Source organism: Neobacillus jeddahensis (assembly GCF_000612625.1).
In the GTDB taxonomy this organism is placed as follows: Bacteria; Bacillota; Bacilli; order Bacillales; family Cytobacillaceae; genus Neobacillus; species Neobacillus jeddahensis.
In genome coordinates this window covers 1-16023 of record NZ_CCAS010000083.1, presented here as the reverse complement: position 1 = coordinate 16023, position 16023 = coordinate 1, and the positions used below count along the sequence as shown (strand labels likewise).

The window sequence follows — 16023 nt, the reverse complement described above, 5'->3', positions numbered from 1 at the left end:
AAAATGACTGGAACCGCCATTAATTCCGGTGAAGGAGCCGTCCTACCTGAGGAGATAAATATAGGTGGGAAATATATTTTACAGTTCTCTAAAACAAACTGGGCAAAGGAAGAAGATTTAATTAAGCGGGCCGATATGATTGAAATTAAGCTGGGACAAGGGGCACTATTTGGGACAGGTGGGAAAATTTCTCCTAAAAATTTAACGGGTCGTGCCCGTGAACTGATGGGGTTAGAGGAAAATGAAGATGCCGTAATTTATGATAATTTTGTTGAAGACCAAACGCTTGATGATTTGAAAGAACTTGCTGATGAGCTTCGGAGAATTACAGGTGGTGTCCCCATTGGGGCAAAAATAGGGGCTGGCGGAAAAATTGAGGAAGATATTGATCATTTAATCTACATAGGTGTTGATTATATTGCGGTTGATGGAGGACAAGCAGCAACATTCGGTGCCGCTCCTATTTTATCTGATGACGTTGGAATCCCAACTCTGCATGCGATTGTCAGGGCTGCTAATCATTTAGAAAAGAGAGGCATGAAGGGAAAAATTAGTTTAATTGCCTCTGGAGGGCTACTAGTACCCGGCCATTTTTTAAAAGTGCTCGCCCTCGGAGCCGATGCAGTCTATGTAGGATCAGCTATGTTATTTACCGTCTCACACCCTCAATCATTAAATGCCATGCCGTTTGAACCACCCACACAAGTTGTTTGGAATCAAGGGAAATTCAAGGATCAATTTAAGATTGAAGAAGGCGAAAAATCGGCGGAGAAATTTCTAACAGCAAGTATAGAAGAAATAAAAATGGCATTAAGGGCAATGGGAAAACGATCTTTAAAAGAGTTATCGAAAAAGGATTTGGTTTCCTACGATGAATTGACCGCCAAAATGGTTGGAATTCCGTTTTCCTTTGAACCATGGGAAGAAAAACAAGGACATTTACCATAAAGAAAACTCGCCGATTGGCGAGCCCCTTAGGGCGAAGACAGAGGCGTAGTTGCACTTATGCGAAATAGGAAAGTATAAGCTTTGAAAAAGTTTATACTTTCCTATTAGCTCATAAAACGCCTAGCCCCATTTACTGCACGGATATTGGAGAAATGACTATGCCGAACCTATTATTTTATCTGACTTTTACAATAGTAACCCTTTTATTTATCGTGTTGGTATTCATACTCGTCTGCTGGCGCTGGGTGATGAAACTCATAGTGAAAAAGGCTGGAAAAATTATTTTATCTGACAGTTACCAAGAAAATATTATCGAATTGATCCCAGGTCTCAGGCATATGGGCATTCAGAATATGCTAGAAAATAGCCTGCGGGCAGAAACAGGGACTGTCTTGGATCGTCCGCTTGGCGGCTCTTCTAAAAAATGGCCGAATTTGGATCCGATTACCTTTATCCCTGCACAAACGTCACCATTTCCGGTTGATGGTGAGGAAGATGTAGATATATCTGTTACCATTGGGCCAAAGGCAAAAAAACCAATGGATATAAAAATTCCTCTTATGATTAGTAGCATGGGTTACGGGATTTCACTTAGTGAACAAGCAAGGTTATCCTTAGCAAATGCAGCTAACAAGACCGGAACGGCGATTAATTCAGGGCAAGGTGGAATCTTACCCGAAGAATTAGACGCTGCCGGAAAGTATATTTTACAATTTTCTAAAACAGAATGGGCAAAGGAAGAACATTTATTAAACCGTGCGGACATGATCGAAATTAAATTAGGCAATGGTGCATTAGCTGGAATGGGAAAAAAAATCCCCCCACAAAATTTAACAGGCCGTGCCCGTGAAGTAATGGGACTTAAGGAAAATGAGGAAGCGGTCATTTATGAAAACTTTTATGAAAATCAAACATTAGTTGACTTAAAACTACTTGTGGAGGAGCTTCGCGTAAGATCAGGCGGTGTTCCTATAGGAGCCAAAATTGGCGCAGGTGGAAAAATCGAAGAAGATATTGATCATTTAATCTTAATGGGAATTGATTTTATAGCCATTGACGGCGGTCAAGCGGCCATGCACGGTGCACCGCCGATATTATTTGATGACTTTGGAATCCCGACCTTACATGTGGTAGTTAGAGCAGTAAATCATCTAGAAAAAAGAAAGATGAAGGGAAGGATTAGTTTAATCGTTTCAGGAGGACTTTTAGTACCCGGTCATTTTTTAAAAGTGCTTGCACTCGGAGCTGACGCTGTATATTTAGGCTCTGCCATGGTGTTTGCTCTCGCTCATGATCAAGTATTGAATGCCCTCCCATTTGAGCCTCCTACACAAGCTTTATGGTATGATGGCAAGTTTAAGGATCAATTTAAAACCGAAGAAGGGGAAAAAACAGCAGAAAAATTCTTAACAGCTAGTGTAGAAGAAATGAAAATGGCATTAAGAGCAATAGGAAAACGATCTTTAAAAGAGTTATCAAAAAAGGATTTAGTTTCCTATGATGAACTAACGGCTAAAATGGTTGGAATTCCGTTTTCCTTTAGACCATGGGAAGACAAATAGGCCCAAATTTCAAATAAGAAGTGGTTCACCGCATCTATTTAAGGGGCAGTTATTTTAATCAGCGAAAGTAAAATAGGCGGAATCTCTCCGTCTATTTTGGCCATTTTTAATGATAATTACTAATTAAGCGAAATTTTTCCGTCTATTTATTTAATCGGGTGCTTAGCCTGATCCTCCAACCGATAAGAGCGGACCCTCTTGATACCAAATACGGGAATCAACATCTTTTTGTCGACTAGTTAAGAAAAATTATTATGTTCTAGCCTCCCCAACTTTAAGGAGAGGCATTTGGCTATAACCCTCATTTACTTATGGTAAGGTTCTCCGCATCTATTTAACCGCCGTTTTTTATTAAAAATAACAAACCTCATACTACTTCCTTAATTTTTTTAGGGCAGCGTCTACGTAGCTGCTGCCCTCCTTTTTATACTAAGTTTATTGCCCTTTACCCATTGGCATATTCACACCAAGTTCCGCTAGTTTTGCTTGTGCTTCTTCTCTTGTGATGGTTCCTGCACGTTCTTGTTCCATAATTTCCTCGGCTTTCGCTTTCGTTTCATCATCTAGATTGGAGAACATATCCCCACGGTTCCCTCCATCAGGCGGAGTTTGACCCCCTTCTCCAAAGCCACCGCCATTGCCTCCTCCTGGGCCGCTGCTTACAGGTGTCGTAATACCAGATTCGTTCAACCATGTGACAGAATCCTCAATTGTAAATTCGACCACTTTCGTTCCGTCTGTGTAGGGTCCATCTGCATAGTATCCATTTGCTTCACTACCAGTGGCCGTTCCGCCTGAATATAGGGTATAGGTTCCACCCTTTTCAAGTTTCGGAGAACTGATACTTACCGTTTGATAATCCTTTTCAGGTGCAAACGTTGCAATGGTATTTCCTTCGCTGTCTTCCAAATGAAGAATGGTACCTGCTTTCTGTGTGGAAGGATACGTCATCAATAAAGAATACTGTTTTGAACTATCTGACGGGGCCTGAGCCATTCCGGAACTTCCTGCTGCAATCAATGTACCATCGGTTATGCTAAAGGATTGATCATAATCAAGGGCACCATTACCTGCATTAGTCGGACCGCTGACAATTGCTGTTCCTCCAGTCATCGAAATGGAACCATTTGAATCCAAGCCATCTCCCTCTGAATTCACATATACCGTTCCGCCTTTAATGGATAGCAATATAGTATCCGAAGTGGAGGATTGCATTTCTGGATTCGAGCCATCATTGCCCCCACCAGCATTGATACCATCATCACTAGCCGTCACATGAATATTTCCGTCTGTAAGGGTGATGATCTTACTTTCTATGCCTTCGTTACTCTTGCTAATGGTAATGTCCCCACCTTTTGTTAGGACGGCAGAATCACCATGAATTCCATCATCTCCGGAAGCGATGGATATTTTCCCACCTGTGATTGTTACGCTGTTATTACTATGGACAGCGTCATCAAGTGTATCAATCTCAAATGTTCCTCCGCCGATGCCCACCTCAGTTCCAGCTTTTAAGCCTTTGGCACTTTCCGTTTCTTCTTGCGTAGTAGTGGTGGAAGTGTTGTTATTTCTTTGTCCCATCATAGGGCCGCCTTGTTCCTGGACAGCAATCGTCTCAGGACTTCCTCCGCCTGTTGAGATCGTAAAGTCCCCATCAGCTATTAAGAGGCTAGTTTCGGCCTGAATCCCATCATTTTGCGCTGTAAGGTTGAAGGTTCCAGCTTCAATCGCTACTATTCCTTTTGAGGAATCCTTATCATTCGTAGCTTTGACCCCATCTCCTTCTGCCTTAACGGTAATATTTCCATCCTTCACAGCGAGTAAGTCTTTGCCTACCAAACCATCGTCAGCAGACTCTATTTCAATATTTCCACCTGTTATCCTCAACTCATCTTTACTTGTCAACCCATCTTTGTAATTAGCTTTAACAGTCAATTTCCCGGTTCCGTTAATCGTCAGGTTATCTTCACTGAAGATGGCCGCACTCGGTGAATCTTCCTGACCGTCCGTATCATACTTCACACCATCTGAGATAGAGTTTTCCGTTCCTTTTTCTAGTGAAATAACCGTTTTTTCTGCTTGCTTCACATAAATAGGGGCATTGGTCGAAGAATGGATTTCAGCACCATTTAGTACTAGCCTTACCGTTGCTTGATCCTCTGTATCGACAATAATTCGTCCATCATTTAGCTTACCGCTGATCACGTAAGTACCTGAAGTTTTGATAGTAATTGTACTTCCGTCAACGATTGCCCCGCTAGAACTATCTACGGTTGCATTTGTTCCCGTTAATTGAATGGAAGAGGTATCTTCACTTTTCCAATCACTGTATACATCATCCTTGTCATAAGTCACTGTCTCACTGATGACGTCTGCAATGCTTTTATTTCCAATCGTACTTAAGCTCTCTGCATTAACTTCTGTAACACTACTACTATTACTTGAAGCAGTAGTATTAGAATCACTGCTGTTATTGCTGCAGCCAAATAATAATGCTGCACACAATACAGGGGCTGCTAATTTTGTATATTTTAATTTTTTCAATTTGGTTAGCTCCTTTTTTTGAAAAATAGTATTTTGTTTTCACTGTTGCTATGTACCACATTATTAAGGACTAACCTTAAACCAACCTTAAAACAAAAAAACAACAAAATAATTTGCATTTTATTGGTTTCACTCTATAATCGAAACTAACAATTGGGATAAAGAAACCACTCTACTAAAGAAGGAGTACCAAAAATGAAACTCTTAATTATAGAAGATGACAAGCATCTCTCAGACACAATCCGTGAAACAACACAAGGTATGTTTGAGACACTGCAGGCCTTTGACGGAGAGGATGGTCTCTTTTTAGCGGAGCAAAATATTTTTGACGTCATTATTCTAGATATCATGATGCCTGGGATGAATGGTTATGAGGTTTTAAAAGAATTACGGAGTAGTAAGATTGAAACTCCTGTCATTATGCTGACTGCGAAAGATGGAATTGACGATAAGATTCAAGGGTTTAAAGTAGGAGCAGACGATTATATGGTGAAGCCATTTCACCGAGAGGAGCTGCTATTAAGGCTGGAGGCCATGGTCAGAAGAGCCGGGGGAAGTTTTAAAGAAAACACACTTTACTTTAAAGATTTGAAACTTAATTTAAAAACGAAAAGCGCTGAGATTAATAGTGAAGCCGTCAAGTTGAATGGGAAGCAATATGACCTGCTTGAGTATTTAATCAATAATAAAAACACCATCTTAACAAAAGAACAAATTTTTGACCGAATCTGGGGCTTTGAGTCGGATACCTCGACAACAGTAGTAGAAGTGTATGCAAGCAATTTGCGAAAAACCCTAAAGAAGTATGGCTATGACAACTACATCAAGACCTTCCGCGGTCTGGGTTATATGCTGTCAGAAGACGGTGATAACTAATGTTTAAACGAAAACTTTTCCAGCAGCAGCAGTTAAAGTTTATGCTCTTGAATCTGCTGGCGTTCACAATTATTTTCACGATATTTGGTTTTATTATTTTCAGCCAGATCCAGAACACATTGTATTCTAAGACAGATGAGGAATTGCAGGGATTTCAGGGAAAAATAACCGATCATCCGGCAGGAGACAAGGAGTCGCCTATGCCAGATAAAGGCATGGATTCAAACGGCCCCCCTAATGACCGGAAAAACAATCCCAATCCGCGGATTATGATCGTTGATTGGAGTGCAGACGGCAAAATCTTAAATAAAGATGAGATTGGGTCGCTCCTCTATGAAAGTTATCTTCAAGACTACCAGCTAGATAAAACAAATATCGATCAAGTAACCATGACGGTCATTAATGATCAGTATTATTTCAGATATATTCTAATTAAAGACACAAATAATAACGACGATATTGCCTATACACAGCTGATGATAAACGTTGATCCGGAACAAACGATTCTCAACAACTTCAGGAAGCTCATCATTATTTTCTCAGCGGTATTTATCATCTTATCTATTTCCGCAAGTTATATTTTATCTAAAAAAATGATGAATCCAATCATCCAATCCTGGAATAAACAATCAGAATTTGTGGAAAATGCATCTCACGAGCTTAGGACTCCGTTAACCATTATTCAAAACAAGTTAGAGCTGCTTTTAACAGTTCCACAAGAGAGAATAGCCAGTAAGTTTGAGAATATTGCCCTCAGCCTTGCAGAAACTAGGCGTCTTTCTAAGCTGACCACCGATTTACTGACGCTCGCGCGTGCGGATTCGGCCGAGACTCAGTTGGCGAAACAACCACTTCATATGGATTCTTTCATTCAAAAAGTATCGAATCCCTATCAGGAAATCGCCGAGTCACAAGACAAACACTTTTGGCTAAATTTAAGGAGTGATGTTAAAATCGAAGCCGATGAAGTTCGTCTGCATCAGCTTTTGGTCATATTACTTGATAATGCCTTAAAATATACAGGGGAACACGACAGTATTGGAATCAAAACCTATATGGAAGACCAAAAGATTGTAATAGAGGTAAGTGATACAGGAATTGGTATCAAAGAAGAGAATCTAAAGCATATTTTTGATCGATTCTACCGTGAAGATAAGGCTCGAACTCGTGAATCTGGTGGTGTAGGATTAGGGCTATCGATCGCTCAATGGATTGTTGAAAAACATAATGGAACGATAAAGGCCATTCCAAACCAATCAAAAGGAACCACCTTTAGAATTAAGCTTCCAAAATAGAAGATCACACACGTGGTCTTCTTTTTTTATTTCTTTTTTCAAAGAAACAAACCTTTAAGGTTTGTTTAAGGTTGGTTTCTCATAATACAGACATGGAACAACACATAGAGGAGAAGATGTTCATGAAGACAATGTGCCTAAATGGGGTAAGAGGCAGGTATGAAATGAAGCATGAGATTACAAAAATGGATTGCTACCTGCTGAGGAATCGGTTAAAGCATGTTATGCAGACCGATCCCCATGCCAAAAATGATGGGAAATATTTAATCCGAAGTGTCTATTTTGACAACTTCGATAATAAAGCATTAAACCAGAAAAAAGAAGGCTATATCGAAAGAGATAAATATCGGGTTAGACTTTATGACTATAATACAAGCTACATCAATCTGGAAAAAAAGAGTAAGCGAAACAATATGACATTTAAGCAAAAATGCAAGCTGACCGCAGAAGAGTATGAAAAGATTCAACATGGCGATATCACCTGGATGGAATATGACTCAAGACCGCTCATCAAGGATTTATTTGTACAAATGAACCTCTATCAACTAAAACCTATGACTGTGGTTGACTACGAGAGGGAGGTTTTTATTTATGAATATGGTAATGTTCGGGTCACCTTTGACAGTTCCATTAAAACAAGCTTCCGGAATACTGATATTTTGAACCCTGATCTACCAATGGTCGAAACCAATCCGGACATTGTCATTCTTGAAGTAAAATATGACGAGTTCCTTCCGGATATGATTAAATATCTGCTTCAACTTGGTGACAGAGCGCGGGGAACTTACTCAAAATATCAAATTAGCAGGATGTTTGGATAAACTAACATAAAATTTGGAGGAAACAGAAATGGAAGTCACAAACTTTAAAGACATTTTTAAATCAAGTATTTTAGAAAAGACAAGCAGCATCTCCTTTGTGGATACACTTATTGGTCTAGTCGTAGCATTAGCTCTAGGATTATTCATTTATTATATTTATCAAAAAACGTTCACTGGGGTCATCTACTCCCACACGTTTAATCTCTCTCTCATTATTATGACTTTAGCAACAGCACTGATTATTATTGGAATTTCATCTAACGTTCTTCTGTCGCTTGGAATGGTTGGTGCGCTATCGATCGTACGCTTTAGGACTCCTATTAAAGACCCAATGGACATCGTTTATATTTTCTGGTCCATTGTAGTCGGTATTTTATGTGGGGCTGGTTTTAGCGCACTAGCAGTTGGAGGTTCCCTTCTCATTGGTTTAGTACTATTTGTGTTTGTGAATAAAGTCAAAATCGAAAACCCCTACCTACTTGTTGTCCGATACAATGAGAATTCGATTGAAAACTCTTTAGAACACGTCATTTCAGGACACACTAAAAAGCATTCTCTTAAATCGAAATCAGTGATGCCAGGGAACGACTTTGAAGTCACCTATGAAATCCGAATAAAAGAAAATGACATGAACTTTGTTAACAATATATCAGCCATTGATGGGGTAAAATCTGCAATCATGTTAAGCTATGACGGGAATTTTACAGCGTAAAGCCAAGGAAACTGACTCAAAATGTATTGAGTCAGTTTTTATTTTACTATCAGAATTTATTTGTTTCGACTTTAAGAAATGTTCAGTTCAAGAAGCCATTGGCTCATCTTATGCTTGGCTACAGAAAGAGGGACTAAGCCGATAGCTGGCTCCTTGCGCTTTTCTCATTGAATGCATACACAAAATAAGGGTGGCCCAAAAAGTTATATTTTTGGGTTACCCTTATTTTTGTCTACCAATCAGTTAAATTATTACTATTCCATAATTCATTAAATGTTGTATTCATGGATGAGGCTAAGTTATGATTGTTAACTGTTAAAAGGATTTCTTGGTTATCTTTAGCAGAATCTTTAGTGTAGTTAAACGAACCTGTTACGACCGTTTGATTATCAGATATAGTAAGCTTTACGTGCATTTTTCCATTTATATCAATTTTAATCGGTATATTTAGCTTTTTTAACTCAGTTAGTATCTCTTTACTATCTTTATTTTCAGCATTTTCTTCATCAACAATAATTCTAATGGAAACTCCCCTTTCTGATGCAGAAGAAATGGCTTCAGCAATTTGCTCATTATCTAGGTTATAAATAGCAATATTCAGCTCTTCTTTTGTATGATTAATAACGTTAATTAAATCTTCTTCTGGATTCCCCTTATAACCACTTATTGCGTAAGCCAACTGGTTACCACCTAGACTTTCCCCCATGAATCCTTTTAATATCACACTTATTAAAATAGCGTTTATTAAGAGTGATATTGTCAATAAAATTGTAGTTACACTCTTAGTCAATATATTCTTACCTCCAAATTCTTGTTCAGTTTTATGTTACCTATGGCTACTAATACTATTTTAAGGATTTAACTTAAACTAACCTTAAATTGAAGAAACCAGGGGTGGTTCCTAGAGAATAAAAGGAGACTATCTAAAGCCAGTCGTTCTCTTTCACTTAGCAAAACTATGGTTGTTGTTAATAATTTAATGGAAATATTAAAGGAATGAAACAAACAAATCCAAGTCTCCTATCGTCAAGGGCTCTAGCAGGCTCTTGTGACACCGCCAAATCATCTGCATTTTTGGCGGTAATCGCATGGAAGGTAGGATTCGTAATTCATTCGAAATCTAGGAAAACAGATTGCTTAGTTCTGTAAAAATCTTGTATATAATTAATATTTAGGATGATAAGGTAGAAATGAATATACCTATATTCCCCCCCACTTCACTAGAAATACCTCCCATTCAATTGTTTTATTCTACCGATAAAAAAACTAAACGGCGTAGCAAGAGACGTACGTTCTCTTACTTACACGGTTTAGTTTATACTCCCCAAAAAACCTCATTTACTTATGGTACGGTTCACCGTAACGCTTTTAAATGAGGTTATTCGTTAGCATTTCCCTCCCTTTTGATGGTATGCCCATGTGTAACACACGACTACAAAAAGAACATCCCCCGAACGCTCAAGGGATGTGTTCTTATGTTACTTATACACGATTTTATTAGATGATCTAACAGTTAGCAGATAATAGCCAAGATAGATAATGACATACGCCACAATTGCGGTAAAAATCGGAATGATGATCGATTTCTCTGCCAAATTTACTCCAAATATGGCTTTTAAGATCACGATACTATGAAGGATCCCTATCACCAATGGCAATAAAAATACAAATAGAGTTTGCTGAGCAATGGTAGTAAAGATTTCACGTTTACTTACACCAATCTTGCGCAAAATATTGTATCGATTTTTATCTTCATGCGCTTCCGTCAATTGTTTGAAATAAATGATGCTGCCGGTTGCGGCAAGAAAAACGAGCCCCAAAAATCCTAATAAAAAGATATCAATTCCTGAAGATTGTAATTCCTCTGTATAGGCTGTGTAAAATGTAGATAATTCTAAGTCTTTTGCATTAAGATTCATTAGTTTAGCAGATGTTTCTTTTGTCATTTTCTCATTCTTCACTTTATAGGCTGAATAGAAAAATGGTTTTACTTGTTTGGTCATGTCAGCAAATAACGAATCGCTGACGACTATATAGATGTCAGGAGCAGAAGCAGTCCAGTTTACAATTCTTTTTTCGAACATTTTCTCTAACTTAACAGTGCGATTTCCTTTTGATAACTGTAACTTTACTTCGTGCCCAATATAGTCGGAATTTGTATTATCCTGCCATGGGCGAATCGCAGCTGCCAGCTCCCCTTTCAGATGTAAGTTTCCCTTTTTTTTATTTAATGCCTCCATTATCTGATTATACGTACTTACAGAAATCAATTTGGTAGGCACCGAATCAGCTGAATGTCCATAAGGGACATATTTTAAATCCGAAAGATCCCCTTTTACTTGAATAACAGGGATGTCTAGACTGGCTTGAACAGGATGTTCCTTATCTCCCATAATGATGCCTTTTGCTTGGTGATTGAAATTAGCATCCTTTGATACAAACATATAACTAAATGGAGACATATTCTTCGTCTTCTCTTCAACATTGTAGTACGAGCTGTATCCGATACTAATGGCACATAACGTAACAGCACTTAGTAAAGCAATCATTGTTAAGGTTCGGGCATTTCCTTTTATGCGGTATAGTAATTGAGAGATCCCAATGAAATTGATACTTCTATAATAGCTGGCTTTATTTTTTTGCGAAGCCCTTAATAGAAAAAGGATCAAAGAACGGAATAATAGATATGTTCCGCAGACCATTCCGACTAAGAAAAGGGAAAGCTGCACGAGAGACTGATCAGTAATGGGATGGAAGACAATCCAATAACTAAAGACGAGCAAGGCTACTGCCATTCCTGCCCCGATAATAGAAGCCTTTGGTACTTGTTCTCCTTCTTTCTCTGCGCGAAATAACTCAATTAATTTAAAACGATAAATCAGCCGGTAAGCTTGAAATGATGTAAATAATATAATAATAGTAAAGACAATCATTGTATTTATAATGGCATCAATAGAGAAGCTGAAACTTACGTTGACGGTGGAACTTAATAGCTTCAATAACATCATAGCAAACAATTTAGATAGTATCGTTCCAAAAAAGATTCCGATAATGACAGCTATTGCACCCATAATCAAATTTTCATAAAATAACATTTTCCCGACTGTTTTTTTTCGCACCCCAAGCAAGGAGTATAATCCTACTTCTTTTTTACGTTTTTTTGTAAAAAAGGAATTAGAGTACAAAATAAAAACGGCCACAAATAAAATTAATATAATGGATGCCTCTACAAAAACAGATTGCAACATTTTCCACGATTGAATACTTGTTTGGATTTCTTCATTATACTGCAAGGCCACAAAAGTATAATAAATCACCACACTGAAAATCATCGACAGGAAATAAATGAGGTAATTTTTGAAGTTCCCCTGAATATTTTTTTTAGTTACACTAAATAATGTCATGTGCTCCACCTCCTATTGCTGATAATACAGCTAACACTTTGTTGAAAAATTCCTTGCGAGTTTCATTTCCTTTCACAATCTCGGTAAACAATTTTCCATCTTTAATAAACAACACACGCCCGCAATAACTAGCTGCATAAGCATCATGGGTCACCATTAAAATGGTTGCTTTATCCTGTTCACTCAAATTCTTCAAGCTTTCCAATAAATCTGTTGCTGACTTTGAATCTAATGCCCCTGTTGGTTCATCTGCCAAGATTAGGCTTGGTTCAGACACAATTGCTCGAGAAGCCGCTGTCCGCTGCTTTTGTCCCCCAGATATTTGATAGGGATATTTATCCAAAATCGTGCGAATTCCAAATTTATCAGCGACCGCCTCTACTCTTCGCTCTAATTCTGTTACATCCATTTTTGCTAATGCTAGTGGTAGCAAAATGTTTTCTTTCACGGTTAACGTATCTAACAGATTATAATCTTGAAAGATGAATCCAAGATTATTACGGCGGAAAGCAGATAGTTTCTCCTCATTCATATTGATAATGCTTGTCCCATCAATAACAATGTCACCCGATGTCGGGGCATCAATTGTAGCCAACACATTTAGCAATGTGGATTTTCCAGCACCGGAAGGACCCATGATCCCAACAAATTCCCCTTCACAGACAGTTAAGTCAATTTCTTCAAGTGCCGTAAATACATTTCCCTTTACTCCATATATCTTTTTTACCCTTTTCGCTTCAACGATTGTTTTCATCTATGTGATTCCTCCATTTATAAAGATTATCTTCTTTCAACACTTTCATTTTAAACTAAGGAAGGACAATATAAACTTACAGTATTAGCGGCAAACCTTACAATTTTGTCACGCGGATGAAATCCAGCTTCATTTTAGATAGTATAAATACATAGAAAAACCTATTGGAGGTAAAAGGATATGAAAATCATGATTGTTGAAGATGAACCGACAATTAGAGAGATGGTAGCGGAGACATGTGTAAAGTGGGGATTTGAAACAATAAATCTAAATGTGTTTGACAAGGTTTTTGAAGATTTCCTTCACGTGCAGCCCCATCTCATCTTATTGGATATAAACCTGCCATCATTCGATGGATTTTACTGGTGTAATAAAATTAGAGAAGTATCGCAAGTACCGATTATCTTTCTCTCCTCAAGGAACACACCGATGGATATGGTGATGTCCATGAATATGGGGGGCGATGATTTTATCCAGAAACCGTTCTATACGGAGGTCCTTATGGCAAAAATTAATGCGCTCCTCAGACGTTCATACTCCTACATTGATACACAGCAGAATATTCTCTAGCATAATGGGGTGATATTGAACTTGAAAGACTGGGATGTTTTAGTTGGGGAAAAAACGGCAAATCTGACAAAAACAGAATTTACGATCTTCTACCTCTTGATGCAGCAGAAAGGATCCATAGTCACCCGAAATAAAATCATGCGAAGTCTGTGGAAAGATGAAAGCTTTGTGGATGAGGATGAAATCGATAAGATTGATCATTATGTTGAACAGGCTCTTTATTATTCACGCGTTGATTCTTTTTCAAAAGATTACTTCATATCAGAAATTAATCTAACTCAACTGATCAAAAACAGTGTCAAAAAATCATTCCAAACTATTCATCAATAAAGGGATTCGTTTTGAAATGGATGAACTCACTCCATTTGTCCAGAGTGATAGTAAATGGCTTGGGTATATGATTGATCAAATCATTGCTAATTCTTTGAAATATACCAACGAAGGCGGATTGGTTTCCGTTCATTTTGAGGAAGATCATAAAGAAAAAAGGCTATTGATCCAAGATACTGGAATTGGAATTACTCCTGGGGATATCAACAGAATATTTGAAAAGGGATTCACCGGTTCCATCGGAAGAAGCCATGCAAAGTCCACTGGCATAGGGCTGTATCTTGCCAAACAATTAGCGAATAAGTTAGGACATGATATTTCGATTGAATCGGAAGAGGGTGCATTTACGAAAGTCGTTATTCACTTCCCTAAAATCAGGAACTATTATCATATCTGAGTTGGTTATTTCGGAATAAAATGGCTCTGTTATTATTCATTGTTAAATTTGGTGTAGGTATAAGAATACATAGGCGAAGAATTTCCAGCTAATTTATGTAGTGGAGGCTTAAGAAGCAGATATAAGCGGACATATTCCGATCAACTGCTCTAAAATAAGACGAAATCCAAAGATTTGGATCATATAAACGGAAAAGCCTCCTTTATTTTTAGGGAAATATGGGTATTTCCCAATTTAAACGGAATTTTACCCCTTATTTTTCAAACACAGTGAAATCAACATTCAGTTAAAACAGAGCCAATAAAATAAAAGCCGTAATACACATTCCTGACTACACATGATCGGGTTTCCCTTTTAGTGTTAGGTATGTATTTTATTATTGATAATATGGAAGCAGTTGGTGGTCCATTAACTGGATAATTAGGGCAGTTTCCCCTATTCCATACCGATTTTTGTCCTCATGAATCTCTCATGAGGACAAACTTTATTTTTCCTTTCTGATTATCGTTCGAATGATAGGGAAAATTCCCTAATAAAAAACCTCATTTACTTATGATACGGTTCATTCCGATTAATCCGAAACGCCCGATAGATCTGTTCCACCAAGATCAGCCGCATCAGTTGATGGGGGAAGGTCATTTTTGAAAAAGACAGCTGCTCATTAGAGCGCTTGACTACTTCCTCACTTAAACCAAGTGAACCGCCAATCACAAAGGCAATTTTGCTTTTTCCATACGTAGCCAATTTATCTAACGTGTTTGCCAACTCTTCAGAGGATTGCAGCTTTCCTTGAATCGCCAACGCTATCACATATGTATCCTGATTAATCTTTGCCAGAATTCGTTCGCCTTCTTTTTGCTTAACCTGCACCATTTCCAACTCACTTAATTCCTCTGGTGCTTTTTCATCTGCTACCTCGATCACCTCGACCTTTGCATAGGCAGACAATCGCTTTAAGTACTCCTCAATGCCTTGCTTTAAATATTTCTCTTTTAACTTTCCAACCGTAATAATCGAGATATTCACAATCCACAGCCCTTTTCAACTTAATTACGAACAGCTTACAAACAAGATATCCACAGAAGTTATCCACATATTCACAATTGTTATCCACATCTTGTATGGAATCACTTGTTCGCCACCATATATACAGCTGTATTTTGGCAATATTCACAGCTTGTTGATAAGTTATCCACATCTATCTTTGTTAAAACTGGATATGTTTCATATTCATCCACGATTGTATCTAAGGCAATATCCACATGTTCCTCACAGCAATAAATCATTTTTTCAGCCTCCATAAACTTCTACTTGATTATATTTTTTACATACACATCGTTCATAATACCATACCACGTAAAATATACAGCCCCAAAAAAGAAAAGCGGGAAAGTGAATAATCACTTTCCCGCAAGATTAACTTTCCTACTCCAACTTTTCAGCCGTTAAGGTGAGCGTGGCTTCCATTGGCTTACCCTCACGATAATATTTTACTTTCAATTTATCGCCGACCTTCTTCTTTTGATATAAGTGCTTGCGTAGGTCGATCACATCATTAATTTTCTGTCCATCCATTTCCACAATAACATCGAGCTCTTTTAATCCTGCCTGTGAGGCCGGTGAATTCGGAACCACTTGACGAAGAGCCACCCCGTAATTCACATCTTGTGGGAGTTTCAATGCTTCCTCTTGATAGTAAGCTGGAATTTCAGCAACCGATTTTAAATCAACGCCCATATACGGACGTTTAACGGTCCCAAACTTCTCAAGATCTTCAATAATCGGCTTTGCGGAATTAATCGGAATCGAT

Annotated in this window: 14 protein-coding genes and 1 pseudogene; 8 read left to right on the top strand and 7 right to left on the bottom strand. The window is 38.1% G+C overall.

The genetic code is table 11. From position 1 onward, the window contains the following. Positions 1–948: FMN-binding glutamate synthase family protein (locus TY15_RS21360; RefSeq protein ID WP_042375513.1), on the top strand; the 948-nt coding region annotated here is incomplete at its 5' end. 158 nt (positions 949–1106) lie between these two features. Beyond that, positions 1107–2510 carry an FMN-binding glutamate synthase family protein gene (locus TY15_RS21355; protein ID WP_040206739.1) on the top strand — a complete coding sequence of 468 codons (1404 nt, stop codon included), beginning with the start codon at positions 1107–1109 and terminating at the stop codon, positions 2508–2510. Positions 2511–2945: 435 nt separating this feature from the next. Here TY15_RS21355 and TY15_RS21350 read toward each other — a convergent pair whose 3' ends face one another. Continuing rightward, complete coding sequence (locus tag TY15_RS21350; protein ID WP_040206738.1) at positions 2946–5054, bottom strand: carbohydrate-binding domain-containing protein; 2109 nt, start codon at positions 5052–5054, stop codon at positions 2946–2948. A gap of 195 nt (positions 5055–5249) precedes the next feature. Between TY15_RS21350 and TY15_RS21345 the strand changes: the two genes are divergently transcribed. The 4 genes from TY15_RS21345 to TY15_RS21330 all read left to right on the top strand — a co-directional run bounded on the left by TY15_RS21345 (position 5250) and on the right by TY15_RS21330 (position 8758). Then, positions 5250–5930 carry a response regulator transcription factor gene (locus TY15_RS21345; RefSeq protein ID WP_040206737.1) on the top strand — a complete coding sequence of 227 codons (681 nt, stop codon included), beginning with the start codon at positions 5250–5252 and terminating at the stop codon, positions 5928–5930. Further along, entirely contained in the window at positions 5930–7225 is a 1296-nt protein-coding gene (locus TY15_RS21340) for a sensor histidine kinase (protein ID WP_040206735.1), read from the top strand. The genes TY15_RS21345 and TY15_RS21340 overlap by 1 nt, the downstream gene beginning before the upstream one ends. A 122-nt stretch (positions 7226–7347) precedes the next feature. Then, positions 7348–8046, top strand: coding sequence for a polyphosphate polymerase domain-containing protein (locus tag TY15_RS21335; RefSeq protein ID WP_040206733.1), 699 nt, complete (start codon positions 7348–7350; stop codon positions 8044–8046). A 28-nt stretch (positions 8047–8074) separates the two neighbouring features. Beyond that, positions 8075–8758 (top strand): DUF4956 domain-containing protein, encoded by a 684-nt coding sequence (locus TY15_RS21330; protein ID WP_040206731.1) that lies wholly within the window; start codon positions 8075–8077, stop codon positions 8756–8758. A 232-nt stretch (positions 8759–8990) separates the two neighbouring features. Here TY15_RS21330 and TY15_RS21325 read toward each other — a convergent pair whose 3' ends face one another. The 3 genes from TY15_RS21325 to TY15_RS21315 form a co-directional block, all read right to left on the bottom strand. Beyond that, positions 8991–9548, bottom strand: coding sequence for a phospholipase D-like domain-containing protein (locus tag TY15_RS21325; RefSeq protein WP_081799489.1), 558 nt, complete (start codon positions 9546–9548; stop codon positions 8991–8993). A gap of 688 nt (positions 9549–10236) precedes the next feature. Then, positions 10237–12162 (bottom strand): ABC transporter permease, encoded by a 1926-nt coding sequence (locus TY15_RS21320; RefSeq protein WP_040206729.1) that lies wholly within the window; start codon positions 12160–12162, stop codon positions 10237–10239. Further along, on the bottom strand, positions 12149–12916 hold the full coding sequence (locus TY15_RS21315) for an ABC transporter ATP-binding protein (protein WP_040206727.1): 768 nt from the start codon (positions 12914–12916) through the stop codon (positions 12149–12151). The genes TY15_RS21320 and TY15_RS21315 overlap by 14 nt, the downstream gene beginning before the upstream one ends. Before the next feature lie 180 nt (positions 12917–13096). Here TY15_RS21315 and TY15_RS24100 point away from each other — a divergent pair. Continuing rightward, positions 13097–13816 (top strand): annotated as a pseudogene (locus TY15_RS24100) (response regulator transcription factor). Positions 13817–13832: 16 nt separating this feature from the next. Continuing rightward, the gene (locus tag TY15_RS24095; RefSeq protein ID WP_081799488.1) at positions 13833–14213 is read left to right on the top strand and encodes an ATP-binding protein; all 381 of its coding nucleotides are present in this window, start codon (positions 13833–13835) and stop codon (positions 14211–14213) included. Positions 14214–14759: 546 nt separating this feature from the next. On the opposite strand, the gene rlmH is transcribed toward TY15_RS24095, so the two are convergent. From rlmH to TY15_RS21295, 3 genes are all read right to left on the bottom strand, one after another. Then, a complete protein-coding gene (rlmH, locus tag TY15_RS21300; RefSeq protein ID WP_040206725.1) occupies positions 14760–15239 on the bottom strand; it encodes a 23S rRNA (pseudouridine(1915)-N(3))-methyltransferase RlmH in 480 nt (159 codons plus the stop codon). A 101-nt stretch (positions 15240–15340) separates the two neighbouring features. Continuing rightward, on the bottom strand, positions 15341–15499 hold the full coding sequence (locus TY15_RS23860) for a CxxH/CxxC protein (protein ID WP_074432856.1): 159 nt from the start codon (positions 15497–15499) through the stop codon (positions 15341–15343). A gap of 139 nt (positions 15500–15638) precedes the next feature. After that, a partial coding sequence (locus TY15_RS21295) for a S1C family serine protease (protein ID WP_042375503.1) occupies positions 15639–16023 on the bottom strand: 385 nt, incomplete at its 5' end.

Coding starts and splice junctions, on each gene's coding strand:
- TY15_RS24095 (WP_081799488.1), top strand. CDS start 13,833: ATGGATGAACTCACTCCATTTGTCCAGAGTGATAGTAAATGGCTTGGG.
- TY15_RS21345 (WP_040206737.1), top strand. CDS start 5,250: ATGAAACTCTTAATTATAGAAGATGACAAGCATCTCTCAGACACAATC.
- TY15_RS21335 (WP_040206733.1), top strand. CDS start 7,348: ATGAAGACAATGTGCCTAAATGGGGTAAGAGGCAGGTATGAAATGAAG.
- TY15_RS23860 (WP_074432856.1), bottom strand. CDS start 15,499: ATGATTTATTGCTGTGAGGAACATGTGGATATTGCCTTAGATACAATC.
- TY15_RS21330 (WP_040206731.1), top strand. CDS start 8,075: ATGGAAGTCACAAACTTTAAAGACATTTTTAAATCAAGTATTTTAGAA.
- TY15_RS21315 (WP_040206727.1), bottom strand. CDS start 12,916: ATGAAAACAATCGTTGAAGCGAAAAGGGTAAAAAAGATATATGGAGTA.
- TY15_RS21320 (WP_040206729.1), bottom strand. CDS start 12,162: ATGACATTATTTAGTGTAACTAAAAAAAATATTCAGGGGAACTTCAAA.
- TY15_RS21340 (WP_040206735.1), top strand. CDS start 5,930: ATGTTTAAACGAAAACTTTTCCAGCAGCAGCAGTTAAAGTTTATGCTC.
- TY15_RS21355 (WP_040206739.1), top strand. CDS start 1,107: ATGCCGAACCTATTATTTTATCTGACTTTTACAATAGTAACCCTTTTA.